Origin of the sequence: Duganella sp. sic0402, from assembly GCF_019219065.1 — a bacterium.
Taxonomy (GTDB): domain Bacteria; phylum Pseudomonadota; class Gammaproteobacteria; order Burkholderiales; family Burkholderiaceae_D; genus Rugamonas.
In genome coordinates this window covers 970730-992145 of sequence record NZ_JAHUWK010000001.1, presented here as the reverse complement: position 1 = coordinate 992145, position 21416 = coordinate 970730, and the positions used below count along the sequence as shown (strand labels likewise).

Here is a 21416-nt window from a genome sequence, read left to right as displayed (position 1 = left end):
TCCATGCTGAGTTCCGCTCCGGTTCAGGCACTTAGTGCGCAGCAGTGGCTATTTGCTTACGGCGGCGTGCTGTTGTCGCTGCTGGTGCTGGACGCTTTGTGGATAGGTTTGTACATGGCTTCGGCCTACAAGACAGCGCTGGGCGACTTGATGCTGGCGCAGCCGCGCTTTGTTGCGGCGGCCTTGTTCTATTTTCTTTACGCGGCCGGTGTGGCGTTTCTTGCTGTTGGTCCTGGCTTGCGTGAAGTCAGCTGGCAGACCGCCGCCTTGCACGGCGCGGTGTTGGGACTGGTCGCTTACAGCACCTATGATCTGACCAACTATGCGATTCTGAAGGTGTGGCCGCTGGGATTGTCGGTCGTGGATATCGCCTGGGGCGCGTTCATGACGACGCTGGCCGCCACTGGCGGCTGGTGGGTTGCCAACCGCTGGGGTTAATTCAGCTTCACGGCAAAGCGACGGCGCAGCCAGCGGATCGGTGCGCCGACCACCGGCAGCTTTTGCAGCAGTTCTTCGGCGGCGTCCCAGTAATCCCGGTGCAGCGTCACCAGGCCATCTGCACCGAAGCGGAAGTGCGTGCCGCCGACTACCCCATACACTTTGCCGCGTAACGTGCAGACAAAGGTCCAGGTCACGAACGCCTGCTGGTGCTGCACGATGCGTTCACCGATGATGAAATGCGGGTTGTCGCTGTGCGCGAACATATGCCGCAGCACGGCTTCTATTGCGGGCACGCCGCGCACATCGTTGAAGGGATCGCGGAATTGCGCGCCGGCGGCGTAGAACTCGCCGGCGCGCGCGACGCTGTAGGGCGTCAGGCTGGCGTACCAGGCCAGCAATGGTTCGAGTGTGCTGCTCATGTGCTTACCAACCGGGATATCAATGGGAAGCGCAGCCGGTAGGGCAGCCAGCGCACCAGTTTGAGCGCCAGTGTGAAGCGGCGCGGGAAGTGGATTTCGAAACGTCCCGAGGCGATGCCGTTGCGGATGGCGCGCGCCGCCGCCTGCGGTGTTTGCAGCGCCGGCATGGCGAATTCGTTCTTGGCCGTCAGTGGCGTTTGTACAAAGCCGGGATTGATCAGGTAGACGCTGAGGCCGCGTGGGCGCAGGTCGACGTAGAGCAGTTCGGCCAGGTTGATGAGCGCGGCCTTGCTCGGTCCATAGACGCTGGCGTTGGGCAGGCCGAAGTAGCCGGCCACGCTGGCGACGATGGCGATGCCGCCGCTGCCGCGCGCCAGCATCGCCGGCAGCACGGTGGCAAGGCCGGTGTAGACGCTGCCAAGGTTGGTTTCGAGCGTGTGCGCGGCGCGATCGGGCTCGATATCCCAAGCCCGCTCCGGGTGGTAGTCGGCTGCGCAGAAGACAATCAGATCGACGCCGCCGAAGTGCTGGCAGATGTGGTCGTGGCGCTCGCTCCAGGCTTGCTTGTCGAGGATGTCGAATGGCGCGATCAGCGCGTGCGGGTGGTCGTCGGCGACGGCTTGCAGGCGCTCGGCGCGGCGCGCGGACAGCGCCACGCGCGCGCCGGCTTGCAGTGCTTCCACCGCCAGTGCAGCGCCGATGCCGCTGGATGCGCCGATGACCCAGACTCGCTGGCCGGCCCAGTCGTGGATGGGAGGGTTCAAGGGGAACATGCGCGCCTCCGGAAGGTCAGTGTGACTTGGCCCAGCTCGATGCCGAATTTGCGCATGCTGGCGCGGTTGATCATGGTGCAGCGGTCGATCAGGAACATCCAGTCGTCGAATTGCATTTCGTAGGTGGTGCCGTCGACCGGCAGCAGCAATGTGTATTGCCAGCGCAGGGCGTTGCCGGCGGTTTCGCCTAGCGCTGTGCCTTTGACATCGCCGGCGGTGCCGCGCCAGCGCCCTTCGCCATCGCGGGTCAGGCGCCAGATGCGTTGCTCTGTCGTGCCGTCGTCGTAGCGGAAGCGTTCGTCCAGCGTCAGCACGCCTTCCTGCTGGGTGCCGGTGATTTCGACGTGGAAGCGTTTGGTGACTTCGCCGCTGCGTTTCTGGAACATGCCCCAGGCGTCGGTGGTGCCGGTGAAGTATTCGGCCGGGTCGAGTTGCGGTGTGGCTGTCTTGTATTGCTGGATGTCCGGCCCGGCGCATGCGGCAAGGAGCATCGCCAGCAGGGCGGTGATGATGCGTTTCATGTGGTGCTCCAGTGGGAGATGCAGCGGCGCAGTGCCGCCATGGCCAGTAGTTTGATGAGGCAGGGCAGGACGGCGTAGGCCAGCACCAGGCTTTGGCCACCGCCTTGGCCGGGTTGGTAGTCGAGCCAGGAGAGCAGCGGTAGCGAGAGTCCGGCAATCGCCAGCGACAGCTTGCCCAGCAATGTGAACAGGCCGAAGCCGGCGCCAAGCCGTTCACCGAGCGCTTGGCCGAGCAGCACGGGCGGCAGTGCCAGATCAGCGCCCAGCGCGACTCCCGCGGCGATGCAAACTGCCGCGTAAGGCAGCAAGTCGCCGTGGCCAAGTAGCGCAGCACCGCAAAATCCCGCCACCGACAGCAGCATGCCAAGCTGCCAGCAACGCAGCGGCCCATATCTGCGCGCCAACGCAGCCCAAGCCGGCAAACCGCAAGCCGCCGCGCCGAAGTAGCAGGCCAGGAAGGCGCCCGACAACTGCGGCGCGCCCAGTTGGTCGGCAATGAAGAACAATGCCAGCGTGGCCGGAATCGCCACCGACAGCGCGTTCAAAAAATAAGGCAACAACAGTGCCCGCAATTTCCTGTTCCGCGCCAACTCGCGCCAAGTGTCCCGCCATCCCCCATCGGCACCGCTGATCGCCAGCGCTCCCGCCGCCTCGTTCGCGCCCGCTGTCGCCGGGGCAGGCGACTGCGGTGGTGGCGCTCTGCGGAGCAGCGCGCGAATTGCTGCTAGCATCAGTAATACATAGATCATGCTGTAGACCGCGAGACGCGTGCGGACCTGCGCCGGATCTCCTGCCAAAATGGCGGCTGGCACCAGGCTGGCGACGATCATGCCCGCTAGCCCGAGTCCTTCGCGCCACGCGGCGGCAGCCAGCACTGCAGGCATCCGTGCGCCCCAGGCCAGATAGGCGATGTTGACCACGCTGTGCGCGCCGTATGCGACCACCAGCATTAACGCGAGCCATATGCCTAGCCCGACGCCGGATTCCGTTGAAGGCGGCAGCCAAAGTGCGGCAAACGCCAGTACCAGCACGCCAGCGCCCAGCGTCATCCAGCGGCGATGCCGCGCCGGCGTGCGGTCAAGCAGATGGCCCAGCAGCGGATCTTGCAGCATGTCGATTGCCCGCGCGACGAACAGCACTACCCCCAAAGGCCCCAGCGCCATGCCCAGATGCGTCGCGTAGTAGGCCGGCAACTGCACAAATAAGGGCAGCGCCGCCATCGCTAACGGTGCACCGAGCAGTCCGTAAGCGGCATTGCTCATGGCTGCGTTCCCATTAAACGCTGCCGCAGTTTCTGATCGCGGCTCTCTGGATTCAGCCAGATATCGAAGAAAGCCCGTGCCAGCACCTGATCGTCCAGCTCCGCGAGCAGACGCTGGCGGTTGTATAAGCGCATGCCTCTGCCTGGCAGGTAGACGCCAATCAGCTCATCCCCCTCGCTGACATCCACGAACGCCGAGCTTAACAGCGCTTCCCAGCGCGACCGCGTGGCGGCAGGTAGCGGCGCGCGGTTGAGCCGGCGGATCTCGTCCATGCTGGTGTCAACCAGTCGCTCGCGGCTAATGGAGCGATAGTAATGAAGCTGCAAGGCAAACGGCTGCGTTGAATCGAACGGCCGGCTGGCAGACCACAAGGTCGCGCGGTAAATGCGCAGGCCGAACCACGTCAGGTCGCCACCGCCGAGGGCCTGCGCCTGCGGCACCAGCGCGCGCCAATCGGTGCCTGCGGCATCAGTGGCCAGGCCCGCACCTGCGGCCGTGCAGGAGCCTGCTGCCATGCCCACACCCAGGCTGGCCAGCAGCGTCGCGGCGCGGAGCAGGCGGCGGCGCTCAGGATTTGTGCAGATGGAACTGGACAACATCGGTGCGCCCCTCATCAAACGCTGCTTCGCAGTAGGCAAAATACATATCCCAGATCCGCATGAAATGCGTGTCCAACCCAAGCGCGCTGGATTGCGCAGCGGTTGCGTGATACGCCGTCCGCCAGCGGCGCAAGGTTTCAGCGTAATCGCGGCCGAAGGCGTAATGCTCCGTCGAACGCAGCCCGGCACGCGCTGCACCACGTTCGAAGCGGTCTACACTAGGCAGCATCCCGCCGGGGAAGATGTATTCCTGAATGAAGTCCGCCGTGCTGCGATAGCGCTCAAAATGACGCTCATCGATCGTGATCGACTGCACCAGCGCCTGGCCGCCCGGTTTCAGTCGCGCCGCCACGGTATCGAAGTATTCCGTCCAATAGCGCTCGCCAACCGCTTCGAACATCTCAATCGACACCACGGCATCGTAAGTGCCGTCGACATCGCGATAATCGCGCAACTCCAGTTGTGCAAGTTCGCCCAGTCCGGCGGCATCGATGCGCTGGCGGGCAATCTCCAGCTGCGATGGCGAAATCGTGAGCCCATGCACATGAATGCCTTGACGCGCTGCCTGCTCGGCAAATCCACCCCAGCCGCAGCCAATCTCCAGCACACGGTCGCCCGCGCACAGACCAAGCGTATCGATGATGCGTTGATACTTGCGGTGCTGCGCCAGTTCCAGCGGCTGTTGGTAGTTACCGTCAAAGATGGCGGCGGAGTAGGTCCAGCTGGGGTCCAGCCACAAGCGATAAAACGCATTGCCGATATCGTAGTGACTGTGAATATTGCGACGGCTGCCACTGCGCGTATTCGGCCGCAACCAATGACGCAGGCGATACCAGCAGCGTGCCAGCACGCCGCCAAACACCGCTGGCTCCAATGCCGCCTCGTTGCGGATCGCCAGCCGCAGCAAGGCCACGAGATCTGGGCTGCTGACCCATCCAGCCGCCCAGGCTTCGGCTAGGCCGATATCCCCCGAACGCAGAATACGGCCGCAAGCGCGCCAATCGTGCACCTCAAGCGTCGCGCCAGGACCAGCATGCGCATTGCCAAACACCATGCGCGTATGGTCGGGCGTGATCAGTTCCAGATGGCCGATGCCAATGCGGCCCAGCAGATTCAGGAACACCCGCGCGGCGGCGGGGGCGGCCTGTGTAGTGGTCGACAGCGTTTGGCTCATTGGAGCGGCTCCTCATGGATGGTGATGTGAGTAATGGAACGCGGCGGCTTGCGGAAGAAGGGCACACCCTTCAACCACAGGCGCAACGCCTGCCAGTGAATGCGGAAAACGATGCCGAGGCCGAGCAGCGGATAGCGCAGTAAAGCGGCGGCTGCCGTCGCATTGCTCATGGGCAGGGCCTGGCCAGATAGCGTGGTACGGATCAGCAAGCCTTGCGGATCGTGATAATCGATGGACGCGTGCTGCCGGGCGTCTTGCAGCCGGAAGCGGAAGCGATAACTGCCGCTGGTCTCGCAAAAAGGCGACACATGCATCTGCTTGAGGCAGGCGCCGTGGCCGCCTTCGCTCAGTTGCAGCAAATAGCAGTGCGTTTCGCCAAAGGTGTTATTGACCTCGGCCAGCACGGCACGCAGCCGGCCATGACTGTCATGGCAATGCCAGAAGCTCACCGGATTAAACACGTAGCCGAACACGCGCGGGAAGGTCTGCAGCCAGATTTCGCCGTCGGCCTGAATGCCGTGCGATGCCAGCAAGGCGCGCATCCATTGCTCCAGACTGGAACCATCGCGCGGCCCATAGTCGCGCGTGCGGATGGACAGTGCGCGGCGGCGGTCGATGCCGAACCAGGCCGACTGGCAAGCGTCCAGCCGCGCCAGATTCACGCGCACATAGAACACCGGGTAGACGAAGCGGTGCAATGAAGGCCTCAGCCGCGCATGCATCACGCGTGCGTGTACCAGTTGGGCTGGCGCCGTTTGTTTCATGGCAGCGTAGTCCATGCAGGCGCGGCGTTGAAGGCGGCGGCGATGCGCAAGGCGGATTTGAGCCCGTCTTCATGGAAGCCGTAACCAGTCCAGGCGCCTGCGTACCACAGGCCGCCCTTGCCCTGTATCGTCGCCAGGGCCTGCTGGGCGTTGATTGCTGGCTGATCCATGATGGGATGGTCATATTCGAAGCGCGCCAGTACCTTGTCGGCCGCAGGCGGTGAGGGCGGATTCAGCGTCACTACCACCGGCGTGTCGAATGGCAGGCTTTGCAGCTGGTTCAACCAGTAGCTGACGCATACCGGCCGGCTGCCATCCGCCTGTTTGGCCGATAAATAATTCCACGCCGACCAGACCTTGCGCCGTTGCGGCATCAGCCGCGCATCGGTATGCAGCCAAGCGGTGTTGGGCTGGTAGCGCACCGCGCCGAGGATGGTGCGCTCATCGACGCTGGCGTCGGCCAGCATCGCCAGCGTGGCCGGTGCGTGGGTGGCCAGCACCACGTCGTCGAACTGTTCAATTTGCTTGCCGGTGTCGACCAGCACCTTGCCATGCTCGCGGCGCAGCGAGCGCACCGGTGTATTCAGCCGATAATCGGCCAGCGTTGCGGCGATGGCTTGCACGTAGTTGCGCGAGCCGCCGCGCACGGTGCGCCACTGCGGCCGGTCGTTGACTTGCAGCAGCGCGTGATTCAGGCAGAAACGCAGGAAGGTCGCGGCAGGAAATCCCAGTATGTCCTTGGGCGAGCTGGACCAGATGGCGGCCGCCATCGGCAGCAGATAGGCATCACGGAACATGCGGCCGTAGCCGTGGCGCGCGAGCAGTTGGCCCAGCGTGGCGCCATCGGCCTGGCTTTGCACGAGAAAATCCTCGGCACGGCGATTAAAATGCAGGATATCGCGCAGCATGCCAAGGAAGGCTGGCGAGGCGATGCGGCGGCGTTGCGCGAACACGGTGTCGAGATTGGTACCAGCCCATTCCAGCGCGCCGTCGTCCATCGACACGCCAAACGACATATCGCTGGCGATGCTCTCCACGCCCAGTTCATCCAGCAGCGCGATCAGGTTCGGATAGGTTTTTTCGTTGTAGACCAGAAAACCGGTATCCACCGCACACGGCTTGCCTTCAACCTGGATGTCGACGGTATTGGCGTGGCCGCCGAGGTAGCTGCCGGCTTCAAACACCACCACGTCGTGGCGGCGTTGCAGGAAGTAGGCAGCTGCCAGGCCGGAAATGCCTGCGCCAATGACGGCAATACGTTTGCGTTTGTGCATAGATTTGGAACTGTTAGGCTACCGATATGCTAATATTACTACCAACAAATCAGAAACGCTACTGATTAGTAGCAAAACTTATCAATGAGTATTCTTTCGAAATTTAGCTTCAAGGATCAGGCGTTCAAGTTGCGTGAGAGCGCGATTCTTGACGCCACGACGACCGTGCTTAGCAGCAAGGGTTACGACTTGATGACCATGGACGATGTGGCTGGCGCGGTTGGCATCTCCAAACCAAGCTTGTACAAGCATTTCAAGTCCAAGGAGGAACTGGTGGGCGAGGCGATGATCCGCCTGCTGGATGGTGCGATTGAGCAGGTTGCCGCGATGGATGCGGCGCTGGGGCCGGTGCAGAAGCTATCGGCGCTGCTGGAGTGGGCGCTACGGGTGCGCTTGCGCGGTGGATTGCCGTTTCTGCCGTCGACCAGTCCGCATGTGCGGGACATGTTGATGCGCAATGTGAAGTATATGCTGCGGGTCATGAAGCTGAACCGGCAACTGGAGGCGCTGGTGAAACAGGGGCAGAAGGAGGGATTGTTGAATAAGGAATTGCCGAGTGATGTGATCCTGTTCAGCTATTACGCCCGCACTTGCGATCCGGCGGTGGAGTTCCTGGCGAAGTTCAGCAAGATGAGTGATGAAGATATTGTGCAGCATATGCTGACAGTGGCGTTCAAGGGTATCTAGCCACGACCGCCGCCGTCATTCCCGCTTTCGCGGGAATGACGGCGGGGCGGGCTTACTGGGCTGAACCCGCTGCGCGCAGCAGTTGGCCTTTCAGCTTGCCGTTTTCCACTGACGCGACGATGGCGTTGACGATGGCGCCGCCATTCGCGTCCAGCCCCTCAACGCTGGCCGGATTGTACTGGCCTGGCAGCGAACGATACGCTTTATCCATCTGCCCGCGAATCGCTGTGGCGTCGCTGGTCGTGCCGGCCAGCTTCATTGCCGCGATGGTCGCGTGCACCGCCGAATAATTCAGCGCCACTTCGCTGCTTGGGTCGCGTCCTTCATTGGCCTTGCGGTAGCGGGCGGTGAAGGCGGCGGCATCCGGACGGTCGTCGCCGCTCATTGGCATCACGCCGACCGCGCCCTCCAGCGCCCCATAGCCGCCGGTGACTTTGGCCATCTCATCCAGCTTGGCCTGATCCAGCACGATGAAGGCGCCCTTGAAGCCCAGTTCGCGCGCCTGCTTGGCCACCAGCGCAGTCGGCTCCGACGCGCCACCAATGAACAGCACATCCGGCTTGGCCTGAATCACGCGGCTGACGCCACTGTAAAAATCCGCCGCCTTGTTATATGACATCGGATTATCGGCAACCACCTTGCCGCCAGCCGCTTCCCAGGCCGGCTTGAACGCTGCCGACCAGGCCTTGGCATAATCATGATCCGCCTGTGCCAGCGCGACGTTCTTGCCGTACTTGCTCATCGCAGTTTTGACGAATGGTGAAATATAAGTCGTGAAGTCGGGGGGGATGCGCACGGTCAGCTTGTTGCCGCGCTCGGTCGCCTGAGGCAGGCTGGTGTACGCCAGCAGCAAGACCTTCAACTTTTCATTGGCCGCCTGCGCCGCAAACACGCCGCCCGAATGCGGCACCAGCACCACCGCCGTTTTGTGCTGCTGCACCAGCCGCTGCAAGTTGATGCCGGTTTCGCTCGGATTGTATTTATCATCCAGCGCAACCACTTCCACCTTGTAGCGCTTGCCAGCGATCTCGACCGGCTTGGCGTTGATTTCCTCGGCGGCCATTTGCATCCCGCTCAGGACATTCTTGCCGTACAACGCAGCGCCGCCGCTCAGCGGGCCTGAATAGCCGATCTTGATCGTTTCCTGCGCGTAGGCGCCGCTGACAGCAAAAGTCAGCGCGAGCGCGGCGGCATTGAAGCGTTTTTGCATGGTTTGTCTCCTTATTTATAGCTTATTTATAGGTATACAACTAAGCGCCGATATAGGCTTTACGCACTTGCTCGTTGCCGAGCAGTTCTTCCCGACTTCCTTCCAGTACGATCTTTCCCTGCTCAATGACGTAGGCACGGTGCGCAATGTTCAGCGCCGCGTAGGCATTCTGTTCCGCCAGCAGCACCGTGGTGCCGGCCTTGTTGATGCGTGCGATGATCTCGAACATCTGCCTGACCACCAGCGGCGCCAGGCCGAGCGACGGCTCATCCAGCAGCAGCGCTTTCGGCCGTCCCATCAGCGCGCGGCCGATAGCCACCATCTGCTGCTGGCCGCCGGACAGCGAGCCAGCCGGGCAATCCTTCTTCTCGTGCAGGATCGGGAACAGGCCGAACACTTCCTCAAGCAGGCGCTGGCTGCCGCGCGGATCGCGCCGATGCACATAAGCGCCGAGCATCAGATTCTTCAGCACCGACATGCCGGGGAACAGCTGCCGTCCTTCCGGGCAATGCACTAGGCCGTCGGCGACGATCTGTGCAGGCTTGCGGCCGACCAGCTCGCGGTCGCCGAAGCGGATGCTGCCACCCTTGGCGCGGCGCAGGCCGCTGATGGTGTGGAAGATTGAACTCTTGCCAGCGCCGTTCGCGCCCAGCAGCACCACCAGTTCGCCCTCGGCGGCATGAATGTCGACCGCATGTAGCGCCTGGAAGCCGCCATAAGCCAGCGATACCTTTTCAAGCTTCAGCATGTTCGCTCCCGAGATAGGCTTCGATCACCACCGGATTGGCGCGCACTTCGGCCGGCGTGCCCTCGGCGATTTTTTCGCCGTAGTTGAGCACCAGGATCTTGTCGGCCAGGTTCATGATCATGTCCATCTTGTGTTCGATCAGGCAGACCGTGAGGCCCATGGCCTTCATCTTGCGCACCAGGTCGGCCAGGCCTTCGGTTTCTTCCGGATTGACGCCGCCGGCCGGTTCGTCCAGCAACAGCAGCTTGGGATCGGTGGCCAGGGCCAGTGCGAAGGCCACGCGCTTGCGTTGCTCCTGCGAGATATCACCGGCCAGCCGCGCTTCCAGATGCGACAGGCCGACAAAGTCCAGCGCCCCGCGCGCTTTGGCACGGCTGGCTGCTTCCTCGTCGCGCAGGCGGCGTGTGCCGAGCAGCACATCGATCAAATTGGAGCGCGTGCGCAGGCGATGGCCGACGATCAGGTTATCCAGCACGCTGGCGTTGTCGAACAGCGTGGTGCTTTGAAAGGTGCGGGCGATGCCGCGGCGCGCCACCTGATCGGCGCGCAGGCCAGTGAGGTCATCGCCATCCAGAACGATGCGGCCCGAGGTCGGCGGCAGTGCGCCGCTGGCCAGGTTGAAGAAAGTGGTCTTGCCAGCGCCATTTGGACCGATGATGGCGTTGATGGTGCCACGCTCAAAACGTACACTGACATCGTTGACGGCCACCAGGCCGCCAAAGCGTTTGCTGATCGAAGTCATCTCAAGCACGGCGCACCTCCTTGCTGGCCACTACGCGCAGCGCCGCCGTGGCATGTTGTGCGGCCTTGCGCTTGCGGCGCGCGATCCAGGTGCCGACTATGCCGTGCGGCAGGAAGATCACCAGTAGCACCAGCAACGGCCCGAACACCACGAAGCGATAGTCCTGCAGGAATTGCAGTTGCTGCGTCACCCACGGTACGGTGATGGCGCCGAGCAGCGGTCCCGCCAGCGTGCCGATACCGCCGACCAGCATATACATGGTCATGTCGAAGGTATGCTCGACGCGGCCCAGATCAGGGCCAAGAAAGCGCACATAGCCGGCATACAATCCGCCCGCCAGTCCGGCGAAGAACACCGACAGCATAAAGGCCAGCAGCTTGTTGCGCATCAGGTTGATGCCCAGCGCCTGCGCCAGTTCATCGCTGTTGCGGATCGCCATAAAGGTATGCCCCAGCAGCGAATGCACGATGCGATGCATGAGCCACATGCTGATGACCAGGAACAGCAGCACCAGATAGTACTGCGTGCGCGGCTCGGAGAAGTCCAGGCCCGCAATCGATTCCGGCGCCGGAATGCCGACGATGCCAGCCGTGCCATGCGTCAGGCTCTCCCATTTCTCAATCAGCAAGTACATGATGTAGCCCACGCACAGCGTGAAGATCGAGAAGAAGTGCGTCTTCAATCGCAGCGACACCAGCCCGACAAAGAAGCCGATGCCGGCCGCCACCAGCCCTGACAGCGCAAACGCGGCCCAGAACGGCATCTGGTAATCGACCGTCAGAATGCCGACCGTGTAAGCGCCGACCGCCATGAAACCGCTGTGCGCCAGGTTGAACTGGCCGGTGTAGCCAGTGATCAGGTTGAGCCCAACGGTGGCGATGGCGTAGATATAGGCGGTCGACATCACGGTCAGGTGGTAGTCGTTGCCGGCAATGAAGGGGAAGGCCAGGCCAAACAGCAGCAGGGCGCTCCAGCCCAGGCGTGCGGTATTGCGCATGCTAGTGCGCTCCTTTCTGGAACAGACCCTGCGGACGCAGCGACAGAATCAGCACCAGCAGCGCGAAGGCAATGATGTCCTTGTAATCGGTGGAGATATAGAAGGCGCCGAACGATTCCGCAAAGCCGATAATCAGCCCGCCCGCAATCGCGCCCGGCACGCTGCCCATGCCGCCCAAAACGATAATCACGAACGCCTTGGTAATCACCAGATGGCCCATACCGCTGTAGACCAGGTTGATCGGCGCATACAGTACCGCCGCCATCCCGGCCAGTGCGCCGGCGATGGCAAAGGTCAGCATCGCAACGCGGTTGGCATCGATGCCGACCAATGCCGCGCCGTCGCGGTTCTGCGCCATGGCGACGATGGTGGCGCCGGTGATGGTCTTCTTCAGGAACAGCTGCAACAGCGCCACCAGCAGGAAAGCGGCCACAATAATCATCAAGCGCTGGGCCGGCAGCGTGACATCGCCAAAGCTGAGAATCTGCGGATAGGGGCTGCTCATGCGATGGAAGTCCGCGCCCCAGATCGCCTGCACGCCGGCTTCCAGAAACAGCAGGATGCCGATCGAGGCGATCATGTGGTGCAAATAGGGCGCTTTGCGCAGCGGGTGAAACACCAGCCGTTCCGACAGCACCGAGATCAGCGCCACCGCAGCGGCCGCGCCTGCCATCGCCAGCCAATAGTTGAATCCCAGCCGCTCCATCAGGAAGAACGATGCATAAGCACCGGCCATATAAAACGCGCCGTGGGCGAAATTGGGCACTTGCAGAATGCCGTAGACCAGTGTCAGCCCCAACGCCACCAGGCAATACACCCCGCCCAACGTCAGTCCGTTGAGGACCTGTTGCAGAAATAACTCCATCGTGTCTCCATCATTATGATAGTTTTGCTGTGCGAAACTCAGTTGTGTAGAATGGAATAGCACGAGCGTACGGCATTTTTAAAAGTGCAGCAACGGCTTTTTCCCGCATGCGCTTTTTACAACAGAGGCAATGATGCAACACAGCGACACCGAGCAGGAACATAGGTATTTCATCACCGCGCTGGCGCGTGGGCTGGACGTGCTCGCATGCTTCCGCGTCACCGATCAAGGCCTGACAAATCAGCAGATTGCCGAGCGCTGCAAGCTGCCCAAATCGACTGTCACCCGCGTCACTTTCACACTGACGCAACTGGGCTATCTGCTACAGGACCTCAATGGCCGCTATCAGCTGGGCACGGCCACGCTGCGACTCGGTAGCACGATGTTGTCCGGGCTGGATATCCGCCAGCTGGCGCGGCCCATGATGCAGGAACTGGCCGATACGGCCGGCGCCACCATTGCCATCGCGGTGCGCGATCGTTTATCGATGATTTATGTGGAGCAGTGCCGCAGCAAGGCGGCGCTGTCGTTGTCGCTGCAAGTGGGATCGCGGCTGCCGCTGGCGCTGTCGGCCAGTGGACGCGCTTATCTCGGCATGGCGTCGGCGGCTGAGCGTGACGATATCCTGCGCCAGGCCGGCGGGCGTGGCGAGCGCATACATCAAGGCGTGCGGCAGGGGATGGAGCGGGCGCAGCGCGATCAGCAGCAGTACGGCTGCGCCACCTCGTTTTGCGAATGGCAGCCGGAAGTCAACGGCATTGCGGTCGGCTTTATGCCGATAGGCGGCAGCCAGCTGATGTCGATCAATTGCGGCGGGCCTTCCAGCAGTATCACGCGTGAATTCCTGCTTGACCAGGTGCGTCCGCGCTTGATCGAAACGGCTAGGCGCTTGTCGTCCTGAGAATCTGCCGCGCCGATTCGATGATGTGCGTGGACAGTTCCTCCATGCGCGGCGATTGCACCGTCCACGTATGCCAGTACAGCGCGATATCGGTTGGATGGCCCGGCGCCAGATCGATGAGCGGATCATCGGCGTGGTCTTCGCTGGCCAGCAGCCATTCCGGCACCATGGCGTAGCCGGCGCCGTAGCGCACGGCGTTGAAGTGCGCCACTGCGCCCGGCACATAATGGCTGGGATATGCGCCTTCCGGCAGACCGAAGTGGGTCAGCAGGAAGCTCGATTGCAGCGTGTCCTTGCGCGTGTACGCGACCACTGGCGCGCGCCGCGCCGTGTCACGGGTCAGGCCGTCCGGCAGCCAGCGCTGGCAGAAGGACCTGCTGGCCATCAGCCGGTAGCGCATCGTCCCCAGCGCCTGCGCGCTACAGCCGCGCATTGGTTCGGCGTCGGTGCTGATGCAGCCGATCACCATGCCGGTTTTCAGCAGTGCGAACGTGTGGTCCTGGTCTTCCACCACCAGGTCGAGGATGAAGCGGTCTTTCGCCAGCAGGCCGGCCATGGCCGGGAAGAACCAGGTGCCCAGGCTATCCGAATTCAGTGCCAGCGAGATGGTGGTCGGGCCGGCGTCCAGATTGAGCAAGTCGGCTTGCAGCTCGTTCTTCAGCAGTTCGGCGCGGCGCAGGTATTGCAGCAGCCGCTGGCCCATGGGCGTGGCCCGGCAGGGACGGGTGCGCAAGACCAGCGCCGCGCCCAGCGACGACTCCATCGCCCGGATGCGCTGCGACACTGCCGATGGCGTGATGCTGAGCCGGCCGGCGGCGCGTTCAAAGCTGCCGGTTTCGGCGACCGCCAGGAAAGCTTCGGTCTGCTTGGGTTCGAGGTCCATACACTGTATCTGAAGAAAAATTAATCGTAGGCGAAAAAGCCTTAAGTTGCTTCATATATGCCTGTTTAACAGGCAGAATGCGGCACTTTACCTGAAGGCGTGTCGATTGCTCTACATTATTTACCTGGTCGCCATCTCGGCGGAAGCCGCGTCCGGCGCGTTGATGGCCTTGCGCCGCAAGATGGATCTGTTCGGCGTGGCTGTGGTTGGCACGGTAACGGCGCTCGGCGGCGGCTCGATCCGCGACATGTTGCTGGGCCATTATCCGCTGGGCTGGGTCCAGCATCCGCAATACCTGCTGTTCACCATCGGCGCAGCGATTGCTGCCGCGCTGGCGGCGCGACTTGTACACCGGCTGCGCTCGGCGTTCCTGGTGCTCGACGCGCTGGGACTGGTGGCGTTTTCCATCATCGGCTGCGACATTGCGGCCAGCGCCGGCGTGCATGTGGCTATCGTGGTGTTGATGGGCATGATTACCGGTATCGCCGGTGGCCTGCTGCGCGATATCCTGTGCAACGAGGTGCCGCTGGTGCTGCGGCGCGACCTGTACGCCACCGTGTCGCTGCTCACCGGCGCGCTGTATATGGCGCAGTTGCACTTCAACGTGGACCAGCACGTTGCCACGCTGGTGGCGCTGGGCGTGGGCTTTTGCTTCCGGCTGGTCGCCATCTACTTCGTGCTGGCGCTGCCGGTGCTGGAAACGGATCACGACTAGAGATAGCGCCGGTAGCTGGCCGGCGTTTCGCCAAAGCTGCGCTTGAACAGGCTGATGAAGGCGCTAGCGGTGGAGTAGCCGAGGTCCAGCGCGACCGTCTGCACTGGCACGTCGTCGGCAAGCATTTCCAGTGAGCGCATCAATCGCGCGCGCTGGCGCCAGGCGGTGAAGTTGAAGCCTGTCTCGCTGACGAAGCGGCGGCTCAGCGTGCGCGAGCTGACGGCGGCCCATGCGGCCCACTGTTCCAGGTCGCGCTCATCGGTGGGATCGCTGATGATGGCCTGGGCGATGCGCATCAGGCGCGGGTCTTGCGGCAGCGGCAGGCCCAGAGGTTCGACCGGCAGGCTGCGGATTTCGTCGAGGATCACCGCCGCCACGTTGCGATTTCGCTGGCTCCATTCGCCAACCGGCCAGGTGCTGGCGCGCAGCACCGCTTCCTTCAACAGGGCCGAGGTGCGTATCATGCAGGGCCGGCCTGGCAGGTCGCGGCAGGCGTCCGGCGTGACATAGGCGCTCCAGCCGTGGAACGGACCGTGAGAGCGGCCGCCGTGCGGGTGGTTGGGCGGCAGCCAGACGGCGTGTATCGCCGGCACGATCCACACGCCTTCCGCCACATCCAGCGACAGCAGCCCGCGCATCGAACCGCACAACTGGCCGCGCGGATGGCTGTGCGGCGCCGATATCAGCTCGGCTTCCTGGCTGCCCACGGCAACGATCACGGAGGGGCCGTCCAGTGCGGAATGCGGGTCGATATTGAAAGGCATGGCGTAAGAATGATATTAAATGGCTTGGATGGATTATAGCCGCCATTCAAAACGGATTAATCTGGTGCCTACATCAATACAGGGGCACAGCATGGCCGATCTCGACGCACTTTACGCACCACCTTCCGAAATGATACAGCGGGCCGTCATGGACCGCTTGCTGGACTTCCATCAGGACTACCTGAAAGTGGCGACTTTCTTTTGCCTGGCCACTGGCAGCGATAAAGGGCTGGATGCTTCGCCGCGCGGCGGTCCTCCAGGCTTCGTACGCGTGCTGGATGAGCGCACGGTGGCGTATGCCGACAGTCCGGGGAATAACCGCATTGAATCCATGCGCAACCTGGAGCGCGATGCGCGCATGGGGATGTTGTTCATCTTTCCTGGGCTGGACCTGTTCATGCGCATCAACGGGCGTGGCACGGTGTCCACCGATCCTGCGCTGCTGGCGCAATTGAGCGAAGGCGGCAAGGTAGCGAAGACGGCCACCGTGGTTGCTATCGACGAAGTGCTGCTCCACTGCGGCAAAGCCGTCAACCGCGCCAAGCTGTGGGAGGCGAGTTCTCAACTGGATCACAGCAGCCTGCCCACGGTCGGCCAGATGATCGCCAGGTTCAGCAAGATGGCCGATCCGCAGTCGGATATGGATGACTCCCAGGTCGCGCAGGTCAACCAGCACTATGCGCACGCCGTCAGGAACGATCTGTATTAAGTATGCGCGGTAAAATATGCCCTTTTACGGAGGGTAAAAACCATGCGCTTCAAGCATTACAAAGGCGGCGAGTATGAACTGGTGTGCGAGGCTACCATGGAGGCCGACCTGACGCCGATCATTGTGTATCGCGCCGCGAACGGCACGATCTGGTGCCGTCCGCGCGCGGTGTTCTTCGAACAGATTGAGGTCGATGGCAAGCAGGTGCAGCGCTTTACGCCGATGGATGCGTAGCTAGCCGGGTAAGCTGCTCGGCGCTGCATGCATTGCAAGTCACGCTGAGCGACAAGGTGTGCAGGCCGGCGCTGAAGCCGGCGCCTTGCGCCACGCGGTGCAGGTTCTCGGCAAAGGTCGCGTCCTCGATCTCCATGCGCCGCGCGCAGATGCGGCATACGGCGGTGTACACGGTAGGCGGCAGTACCGCCGGCGCCAGCAAAAAGCGCGACTTGCCCGCCTGGTCGCTCTTAGACCAATGACGCAGCAGCAGCCCGGATTGCGACAATTCCTGCAACACGCGGTAGATGCTGGCCATGCTGAAGCGCAGGCCCGCGTCGTACAGCGACAGATAAACCTGTTCGGCATTGCGATAATTGCCATCGGCTTCATGCAGCACTTGCAGCACGCCGATGCGGGCGGCAGTGGGACGGATGCGGTGCTCGCGCAATTGCTCGTACACGCGGGTTGGCGTCGGATTACTCATATGCGCCAGCCTAGGCGCCGCCCATGCAATTTATGTGGCGAATGGATGGAGATTTGATGGAGGCACCGTAGGATGCCGAAAAATACCGGCAGTGGCGGGCTGCGCTGTAAAATAGGCATCCACTCTTAAAATTGTCTTTATGCCATCCCCGCAGCCTCCAAGCACGACCTCTGATATCAACTGGCTGGCTGGCGGGGGCGAGATGGCCGCGCTGATCGCAACCATTGACTGGTCGCGCACGCCGCTGGGCCCCATCGACGCATGGCCGCAAAGCCTGCGCACCACGGTCAGCCTGTGCCTGTCGTCGACTTTCCCCATCCTGGTGGCGTGGGGACCGGACTATATCCAGATCTACAATGACGCTTACCGCCCGATCTGCGGCGGCAAGCATCCGCAGTCCATGGGCGAGCCGTTCAAGGTCTGCTGGGCCACCGCCTTGCCGGTGGTCGGTGACAAATTCGACCGCGCGCAGCAGGGCGAGGGGACGTACATCAAGGACCAGCGCATGTTCCTGGACCGTGACGGCTACCTGGAGGAAGCGTTCATGACCTTCTCGTTCTCGCCGATCCGCGCGGAATCCGGCGAGGTGGGCGGCATTTTCCACCCGATCACCGAAACCACCGCGCTGGTGCTGAATGCGCGCCGCACCCAGAGCTTGCGCGACCTGAGCGCCGCGATTGCCGACGCGCGCACGGTGGACGACATCGGCCGCGACCTGGCAGGGCAATACGAGCAGCTGTCGCTGGACGTGCCTTTCCTGCTGTTCTATCAGCGCGACGAGGAAAGCGGGCAGTTGCATTTGCGCGGCCATGCCGGTGTGGCGGCGGGCAGCGAACTGGCGCCCTTGCAGACCGAGGGCGACCAATGCTGGCCGTTTGCGGCGGTGGCCGCCAGTGGCAAGGCGCAGCAGGTGAACGGTCTGGCGCCGCGCTTTGGCGGCACCACTGCTTGCGGACCGTACGAAGAATTGCCCGACTGCGCTCTGGTGCTGCCGGTCAGTCTGCCGGGACAGCAGGACGTATTCGGCTTTGTGGTGGCCGGTGTCAGCGCGCGCCGCGCGGTGGATGATGACTATCGCAATTTCTACGCACTGCTGAATGCCGCGTTCAACGCCGCCGCCGGCAATGTCACCGCCTATGAACAGGAACAGCGCCGCGCCGAGGAACTGGCGCGTATCGACCGCGCCAAGACCGCCTTCTTCTCCAATGTGTCACACGAATTCCGTACACCGCTGACGCTGATCCTCGGTCCATTGGATGACGCGCTGGCGAATGAGGGACTGGCGCCCGAGCAGCGCCGCCGCATTGAAACCACGCACCGCAACGCGCTGCGCCTGCTCAAGCTGGTCAACTCCTTGCTGGATTTCTCGCGCATCGAGGCTGGCCGCGTGCAGGCCAGCTATCAGCCGGTGGACCTGGCCCGCCTGACGGTGGAACTGGCGGGCGTGTTTGAATCGGCCATGGCCAAGGGCGGCTTGAGCTACTCGCTGGACCTGCCGCCGCTTGCCCAGCCGGTCTATGTAGACCGCGATATGTGGGAGAAGATTGTCTTCAACCTGCTGTCGAACGCATTCAAGTTCACGCTGGAAGGCGGCGTGACGCTGACCCTGCGCGAGCACGCAGGTATGGCGCGGCTGTCGGTAAGCGATACCGGCGGCGGCATTCCGGAACACGAGCTGCCGCGTACCTTTGAGCGCTTCCACCGCATCGAAGGCGCGCCCGGACGCACTTACGAGGGTAGCGGCATCGGCCTGGCGCTGATACAGGAACTGGTGCGCCTGCACGGCGGCCAGATCGCGGTGCACAGCGTGGTGGGCGAGGGCACGCGTTTCGATGTCGATATCCCGTTTGGCCATGTCCACCTGCCGGCTGAGCGGGTGGCGGCGCCGGATGCTGATCCAGACCTCGCCAGCAGCGGCACGCCACGCACTGGTGCAGCGTTTGTCGAAGAGGCCTTGCGCTGGCTGCCGGACGAGGATGAAGGCAAGCTGCCAGTGCGCGCCGTGTCCAGCGAACCGCAGGCGCTGGCGATTCATCGCCCACGCATCCTGATCGCCGACGACAACAACGATATGCGCGCCTATCTGAAGTCGCTGCTCGATCCGCACGCCGACGTGATAGTCAGCGCCGATGGCGAAGCGGCGTTCGAGCGCCTGCAGCACGAACCCTGCGACCTGCTGCTGAGCGATGTGATGATGCCACGGCTGGACGGCTTTGGCCTGATCGCCCGCATCCGCGCAGATGAAACGTTGCGCCGCCTGCCGATTATTCTGCTGTCCGCGCGCGCCGGCGAAGAAGCCAAGATCGAAGGCCTGCAAGCGGGCGCCGATGACTATCTGGTCAAGCCATTCTCCACCAATGAGCTGCTGGCACGCGTGCTGCGGCAGGTGACGCTGGCGCGCGAACGCGATCAGCAGCGCCAGGATTCCTTGCTGCGCGAAGCCTATTTCCATGCATTGATCGACGCCTCGCCGGTGATGCTGTGGACCACCGACGCGCAAGGCCACACCACCTATCTGAGCCAGCGCTGGTACGACTACACCGGCCGCACGCCGCAGCAGGATCTGGGCAATGGCTGGCTGGATAATGTGCATCCGGACGACAAGGCGTATGTAGAGGCCAGCTTCGGCACCGCATGCGCAACCGGTACACCGTATTCGGTCGACTTCCGCCTGCGCCGCGCGGACGGCAGCTACTGCTGGTGCATCGACGCCGGCATGCCGCGTATCGGCGACGACGGCCAGGCGGTCGGCTTTGTCGGCACCGTGATCGATATCCATGCGCGCAAGGTGCTGCAAGAGCGCTTCGAGCGCGTGGCCGGCGCCGGCAATATCGGCGTGTGGCATGCGGATGCGCCGTTTCTCGCATTGCGCCTCAATCAGCAGATGTCGGCGCACCTGGGCATGGCGGATGGCAGCGCCACGGTGGGCCAACTGCTGGCCGTGGTGGATGCTGCGGACCGCGAGCGCGTCGCCGTCGGCATTGCCGCGTCCTTGCGCGATGGCGTGCCGCTGGATGTGGAGTTCCAGGCGGGCGGGCGCTGGTTGCGCGCGGTCGGCTGGTGCGACGTGGACGACCACGGCCAGCCAACCCGTTTCGATGGCATCAGCCTGGATATCAGCGTGCATAAGCATGCCGAGCTGGAATTGCAGCGCCTGGCGCATGAGCTGACCGAGAAGAACCGCCGCCAAAGCGAATTCCTGTTCACGCTGGCGCATGAGTTGCGCAATCCGCTGGCGCCGATCCGCGCCGGGCTGGAGCTGATGGCGGCCGGTCCCGGCGCAGTGTCCGGCGATGTGCAAGGCATGATGCGGCGCCAGGTCGAACACATGGTGCATCTGGTGGATGACTTGCTGGATATTGCCCGTCTGGCCGAGGGCAAGGTGACGCTGAAACGCGAACAGGTATTGCTGGCTGATGTGGTCAGCGATGCGGTGGAAATCAGCACGCCGCTGGTGCGCAAGGGACAGCATCAGTTGTCGCTGCATTTGCCGCCCCAGCCCCTGACGCTGGATGTGGACCGTCATCGCATCGCCCAGGTGTTGAGCAATTTGCTGAACAACGCGGCCAAGTACACGCCGCAGTCAGGAAAGATTTCGCTGTCAGCCAGCGTACACGAGGGCGAGGTGGTGCTGGTGGTGGCGGACGATGGCATCGGCATCGAGCCGCATTTGCTGTCTACCGTGTTTGATATGTACGCTCAAATGGAAGCAGGGCAGCAGATGGCGCAAGGTGGACTTGGCGTCGGGCTGAATCTGGTGCGGCAAGTCTTGCAGCTGCACGATGGCCACGTGTCGGCAGAAAGCGACGGCCCAGGTAAAGGCAGCCGCTTCACGGTGCGCTTGCCGCTGCCGTCTGCGTTGCCTTCGCCGCAGCTGGTTGCGTCCACCGCGCCGGCAAGCATCCCGCTCGCCGGCTTGCGAGTGCTGGTGGTGGACGACAATGTTGATGCTGCCGAAACGCTGGGCGCGCTGCTGGAATACAGCGGCCATCAGGTGCAGGTGGCGCACAACGGCGCGGCGGCGATCAGCAGCGCCAGGGCGCATTTGCCGCAAGTGGTGTTCATGGACATCGGCTTGCCCGACATCAGTGGCTATGACGCGGCGCTGGCGCTGCGCGATATCGACGGCATGGCCGGCGCAAAAATCATCGCATTGACCGGCTGGGGCGCGCCTTCGGACAAGGAGCGGTCCAGTGCCGCCGGCTTTAACCAGCATCTGACCAAGCCGGTCGACTTCAATCACCTGCTGGCGGCGCTGGCTAGTTAGG

Annotated in this window: 23 protein-coding genes; 7 read left to right on the top strand and 16 right to left on the bottom strand. The window is 62.9% G+C overall.

Features of this window, described 5'->3' with window-relative positions; genetic code table 11:
* The first annotated feature begins 3 nt into the window (after positions 1-3).
* Positions 4-438: a DUF2177 family protein gene (locus KW842_RS04205; RefSeq protein ID WP_218302805.1), complete on the top strand. Its 435-nt coding sequence runs from the start codon at positions 4-6 to the stop codon at positions 436-438.
* Here KW842_RS04205 and KW842_RS04200 read toward each other — a convergent pair.
* The 8 genes from KW842_RS04200 to KW842_RS04165 are packed head-to-tail and all read right to left on the bottom strand — an operon-like array spanning position 435 to position 7227.
* Complete coding sequence (locus tag KW842_RS04200) at positions 435-860, bottom strand: nuclear transport factor 2 family protein (protein ID WP_218302804.1); 426 nt, start codon at positions 858-860, stop codon at positions 435-437. The genes KW842_RS04205 and KW842_RS04200 overlap by 4 nt on opposite strands.
* A complete protein-coding gene (locus KW842_RS04195) occupies positions 857-1633 on the bottom strand; it encodes an SDR family NAD(P)-dependent oxidoreductase (protein ID WP_218302803.1) in 777 nt (258 codons plus the stop codon). The genes KW842_RS04200 and KW842_RS04195 overlap by 4 nt, the downstream gene beginning before the upstream one ends.
* Entirely contained in the window at positions 1621-2154 is a 534-nt protein-coding gene (locus tag KW842_RS04190) for a DUF3833 domain-containing protein (RefSeq protein WP_218302802.1), read from the bottom strand. Before KW842_RS04190 ends, KW842_RS04195 begins: the two co-directional genes overlap by 13 nt.
* Positions 2151-3416 (bottom strand): MFS transporter, encoded by a 1266-nt coding sequence (locus KW842_RS04185; RefSeq protein ID WP_218302801.1) that lies wholly within the window; start codon positions 3414-3416, stop codon positions 2151-2153. Before KW842_RS04185 ends, KW842_RS04190 begins: the two co-directional genes overlap by 4 nt.
* Positions 3413-4015, bottom strand: a complete 603-nt coding sequence (locus KW842_RS04180; protein WP_229223471.1) for a chalcone isomerase family protein — start codon at positions 4013-4015, stop codon at positions 3413-3415. The genes KW842_RS04185 and KW842_RS04180 overlap by 4 nt, the downstream gene beginning before the upstream one ends.
* Positions 3984-5189, bottom strand: a complete 1206-nt coding sequence (locus KW842_RS04175) for a cyclopropane-fatty-acyl-phospholipid synthase family protein (protein WP_218302800.1) — start codon at positions 5187-5189, stop codon at positions 3984-3986. Before KW842_RS04175 ends, KW842_RS04180 begins: the two co-directional genes overlap by 32 nt.
* The gene (locus KW842_RS04170) at positions 5186-5953 is read right to left on the bottom strand and encodes a DUF1365 domain-containing protein (protein WP_218302799.1); all 768 of its coding nucleotides are present in this window, start codon (positions 5951-5953) and stop codon (positions 5186-5188) included. The genes KW842_RS04175 and KW842_RS04170 overlap by 4 nt, the downstream gene beginning before the upstream one ends.
* Positions 5950-7227: an NAD(P)/FAD-dependent oxidoreductase gene (locus tag KW842_RS04165; RefSeq protein ID WP_218302798.1), complete on the bottom strand. Its 1278-nt coding sequence runs from the start codon at positions 7225-7227 to the stop codon at positions 5950-5952. Before KW842_RS04165 ends, KW842_RS04170 begins: the two co-directional genes overlap by 4 nt.
* An 84-nt stretch (positions 7228-7311) precedes the next feature.
* Between KW842_RS04165 and KW842_RS04160 the strand changes: the two genes are divergently transcribed.
* Positions 7312-7914: a TetR/AcrR family transcriptional regulator gene (locus KW842_RS04160; protein ID WP_218302797.1), complete on the top strand. Its 603-nt coding sequence runs from the start codon at positions 7312-7314 to the stop codon at positions 7912-7914.
* A gap of 52 nt (positions 7915-7966) precedes the next feature.
* On the opposite strand, the gene KW842_RS04155 is transcribed toward KW842_RS04160, so the two are convergent.
* From KW842_RS04155 to KW842_RS04135, 5 genes are read right to left on the bottom strand one after another with little or no spacing between them, the layout of a single operon-like run.
* Entirely contained in the window at positions 7967-9124 is a 1158-nt protein-coding gene (locus KW842_RS04155) for an ABC transporter substrate-binding protein (protein WP_218302796.1), read from the bottom strand.
* 40 nt (positions 9125-9164) lie between these two features.
* Complete coding sequence (locus KW842_RS04150) at positions 9165-9872, bottom strand: ABC transporter ATP-binding protein (RefSeq protein ID WP_218302795.1); 708 nt, start codon at positions 9870-9872, stop codon at positions 9165-9167.
* On the bottom strand, positions 9859-10614 hold the full coding sequence (locus KW842_RS04145) for an ABC transporter ATP-binding protein (protein ID WP_229223515.1): 756 nt from the start codon (positions 10612-10614) through the stop codon (positions 9859-9861). The genes KW842_RS04150 and KW842_RS04145 overlap by 14 nt, the downstream gene beginning before the upstream one ends.
* A 1-nt stretch (position 10615) precedes the next feature.
* On the bottom strand, positions 10616-11611 hold the full coding sequence (locus KW842_RS04140; protein ID WP_218302793.1) for a branched-chain amino acid ABC transporter permease: 996 nt from the start codon (positions 11609-11611) through the stop codon (positions 10616-10618).
* A 1-nt stretch (position 11612) separates the two neighbouring features.
* On the bottom strand, positions 11613-12476 hold the full coding sequence (locus tag KW842_RS04135) for a branched-chain amino acid ABC transporter permease (RefSeq protein WP_218302792.1): 864 nt from the start codon (positions 12474-12476) through the stop codon (positions 11613-11615).
* Positions 12477-12606: 130 nt separating this feature from the next.
* Here KW842_RS04135 and KW842_RS04130 point away from each other — a divergent pair, with 130 nt between their 5' ends.
* Positions 12607-13377, top strand: a complete 771-nt coding sequence (locus KW842_RS04130; protein ID WP_307729786.1) for a helix-turn-helix domain-containing protein — start codon at positions 12607-12609, stop codon at positions 13375-13377.
* Here the strand turns inward: KW842_RS04130 and KW842_RS04125 are convergent.
* Positions 13358-14260: an HTH-type transcriptional regulator ArgP gene (locus KW842_RS04125; protein WP_218302791.1), complete on the bottom strand. Its 903-nt coding sequence runs from the start codon at positions 14258-14260 to the stop codon at positions 13358-13360. The two genes, KW842_RS04130 and KW842_RS04125, sit on opposite strands and share 20 nt — an antisense overlap.
* A gap of 106 nt (positions 14261-14366) precedes the next feature.
* On the opposite strand from KW842_RS04125, the gene KW842_RS04120 reads away from it, so the two are divergent.
* On the top strand, positions 14367-14975 hold the full coding sequence (locus tag KW842_RS04120) for a trimeric intracellular cation channel family protein (protein WP_218302790.1): 609 nt from the start codon (positions 14367-14369) through the stop codon (positions 14973-14975).
* On the opposite strand, the gene KW842_RS04115 is transcribed toward KW842_RS04120, so the two are convergent.
* Positions 14972-15739, bottom strand: a complete 768-nt coding sequence (locus tag KW842_RS04115) for a helix-turn-helix transcriptional regulator (RefSeq protein WP_218302789.1) — start codon at positions 15737-15739, stop codon at positions 14972-14974. The two genes, KW842_RS04120 and KW842_RS04115, sit on opposite strands and share 4 nt — an antisense overlap.
* A 91-nt stretch (positions 15740-15830) precedes the next feature.
* Here KW842_RS04115 and KW842_RS04110 point away from each other — a divergent pair, with 91 nt between their 5' ends.
* The gene (locus KW842_RS04110) at positions 15831-16448 is read left to right on the top strand and encodes an MSMEG_1061 family FMN-dependent PPOX-type flavoprotein (protein WP_229223470.1); all 618 of its coding nucleotides are present in this window, start codon (positions 15831-15833) and stop codon (positions 16446-16448) included.
* Positions 16449-16490: 42 nt separating this feature from the next.
* Positions 16491-16682 carry a DUF1653 domain-containing protein gene (locus tag KW842_RS04105; RefSeq protein ID WP_218302788.1) on the top strand — a complete coding sequence of 64 codons (192 nt, stop codon included), beginning with the start codon at positions 16491-16493 and terminating at the stop codon, positions 16680-16682.
* Here KW842_RS04105 and KW842_RS04100 read toward each other — a convergent pair.
* Positions 16663-17148 (bottom strand): Fur family transcriptional regulator, encoded by a 486-nt coding sequence (locus tag KW842_RS04100; RefSeq protein ID WP_218302787.1) that lies wholly within the window; start codon positions 17146-17148, stop codon positions 16663-16665. The genes KW842_RS04105 and KW842_RS04100 overlap by 20 nt on opposite strands.
* A gap of 202 nt (positions 17149-17350) precedes the next feature.
* On the opposite strand from KW842_RS04100, the gene KW842_RS04095 reads away from it, so the two are divergent.
* Positions 17351-21415 (top strand): ATP-binding protein, encoded by a 4065-nt coding sequence (locus KW842_RS04095; RefSeq protein WP_229223469.1) that lies wholly within the window; start codon positions 17351-17353, stop codon positions 21413-21415.
* Position 21416: the final 1 nt, after the last annotated feature.

Coding starts and splice junctions, on each gene's coding strand:
- KW842_RS04160 (WP_218302797.1), top strand. CDS start 7,312: ATGAGTATTCTTTCGAAATTTAGCTTCAAGGATCAGGCGTTCAAGTTG.
- KW842_RS04190 (WP_218302802.1), bottom strand. CDS start 2,154: ATGAAACGCATCATCACCGCCCTGCTGGCGATGCTCCTTGCCGCATGC.
- KW842_RS04175 (WP_218302800.1), bottom strand. CDS start 5,189: ATGAGCCAAACGCTGTCGACCACTACACAGGCCGCCCCCGCCGCCGCG.
- KW842_RS04180 (WP_229223471.1), bottom strand. CDS start 4,015: ATGTTGTCCAGTTCCATCTGCACAAATCCTGAGCGCCGCCGCCTGCTC.
- KW842_RS04185 (WP_218302801.1), bottom strand. CDS start 3,416: ATGAGCAATGCCGCTTACGGACTGCTCGGTGCACCGTTAGCGATGGCG.
- KW842_RS04150 (WP_218302795.1), bottom strand. CDS start 9,872: ATGCTGAAGCTTGAAAAGGTATCGCTGGCTTATGGCGGCTTCCAGGCG.
- KW842_RS04110 (WP_229223470.1), top strand. CDS start 15,831: ATGGCCGATCTCGACGCACTTTACGCACCACCTTCCGAAATGATACAG.
- KW842_RS04170 (WP_218302799.1), bottom strand. CDS start 5,953: ATGAAACAAACGGCGCCAGCCCAACTGGTACACGCACGCGTGATGCAT.
- KW842_RS04115 (WP_218302789.1), bottom strand. CDS start 15,739: ATGCCTTTCAATATCGACCCGCATTCCGCACTGGACGGCCCCTCCGTG.
- KW842_RS04155 (WP_218302796.1), bottom strand. CDS start 9,124: ATGCAAAAACGCTTCAATGCCGCCGCGCTCGCGCTGACTTTTGCTGTC.
- KW842_RS04145 (WP_229223515.1), bottom strand. CDS start 10,614: ATGACTTCGATCAGCAAACGCTTTGGCGGCCTGGTGGCCGTCAACGAT.
- KW842_RS04140 (WP_218302793.1), bottom strand. CDS start 11,611: ATGCGCAATACCGCACGCCTGGGCTGGAGCGCCCTGCTGCTGTTTGGC.
- KW842_RS04125 (WP_218302791.1), bottom strand. CDS start 14,260: ATGGACCTCGAACCCAAGCAGACCGAAGCTTTCCTGGCGGTCGCCGAA.
- KW842_RS04205 (WP_218302805.1), top strand. CDS start 4: ATGCTGAGTTCCGCTCCGGTTCAGGCACTTAGTGCGCAGCAGTGGCTA.
- KW842_RS04095 (WP_229223469.1), top strand. CDS start 17,351: ATGGCCGCGCTGATCGCAACCATTGACTGGTCGCGCACGCCGCTGGGC.
- KW842_RS04135 (WP_218302792.1), bottom strand. CDS start 12,476: ATGGAGTTATTTCTGCAACAGGTCCTCAACGGACTGACGTTGGGCGGG.
- KW842_RS04165 (WP_218302798.1), bottom strand. CDS start 7,227: ATGCACAAACGCAAACGTATTGCCGTCATTGGCGCAGGCATTTCCGGC.
- KW842_RS04200 (WP_218302804.1), bottom strand. CDS start 860: ATGAGCAGCACACTCGAACCATTGCTGGCCTGGTACGCCAGCCTGACG.
- KW842_RS04195 (WP_218302803.1), bottom strand. CDS start 1,633: ATGTTCCCCTTGAACCCTCCCATCCACGACTGGGCCGGCCAGCGAGTC.
- KW842_RS04105 (WP_218302788.1), top strand. CDS start 16,491: ATGCGCTTCAAGCATTACAAAGGCGGCGAGTATGAACTGGTGTGCGAG.
- KW842_RS04100 (WP_218302787.1), bottom strand. CDS start 17,148: ATGAGTAATCCGACGCCAACCCGCGTGTACGAGCAATTGCGCGAGCAC.
- KW842_RS04130 (WP_307729786.1), top strand. CDS start 12,607: ATGATGCAACACAGCGACACCGAGCAGGAACATAGGTATTTCATCACC.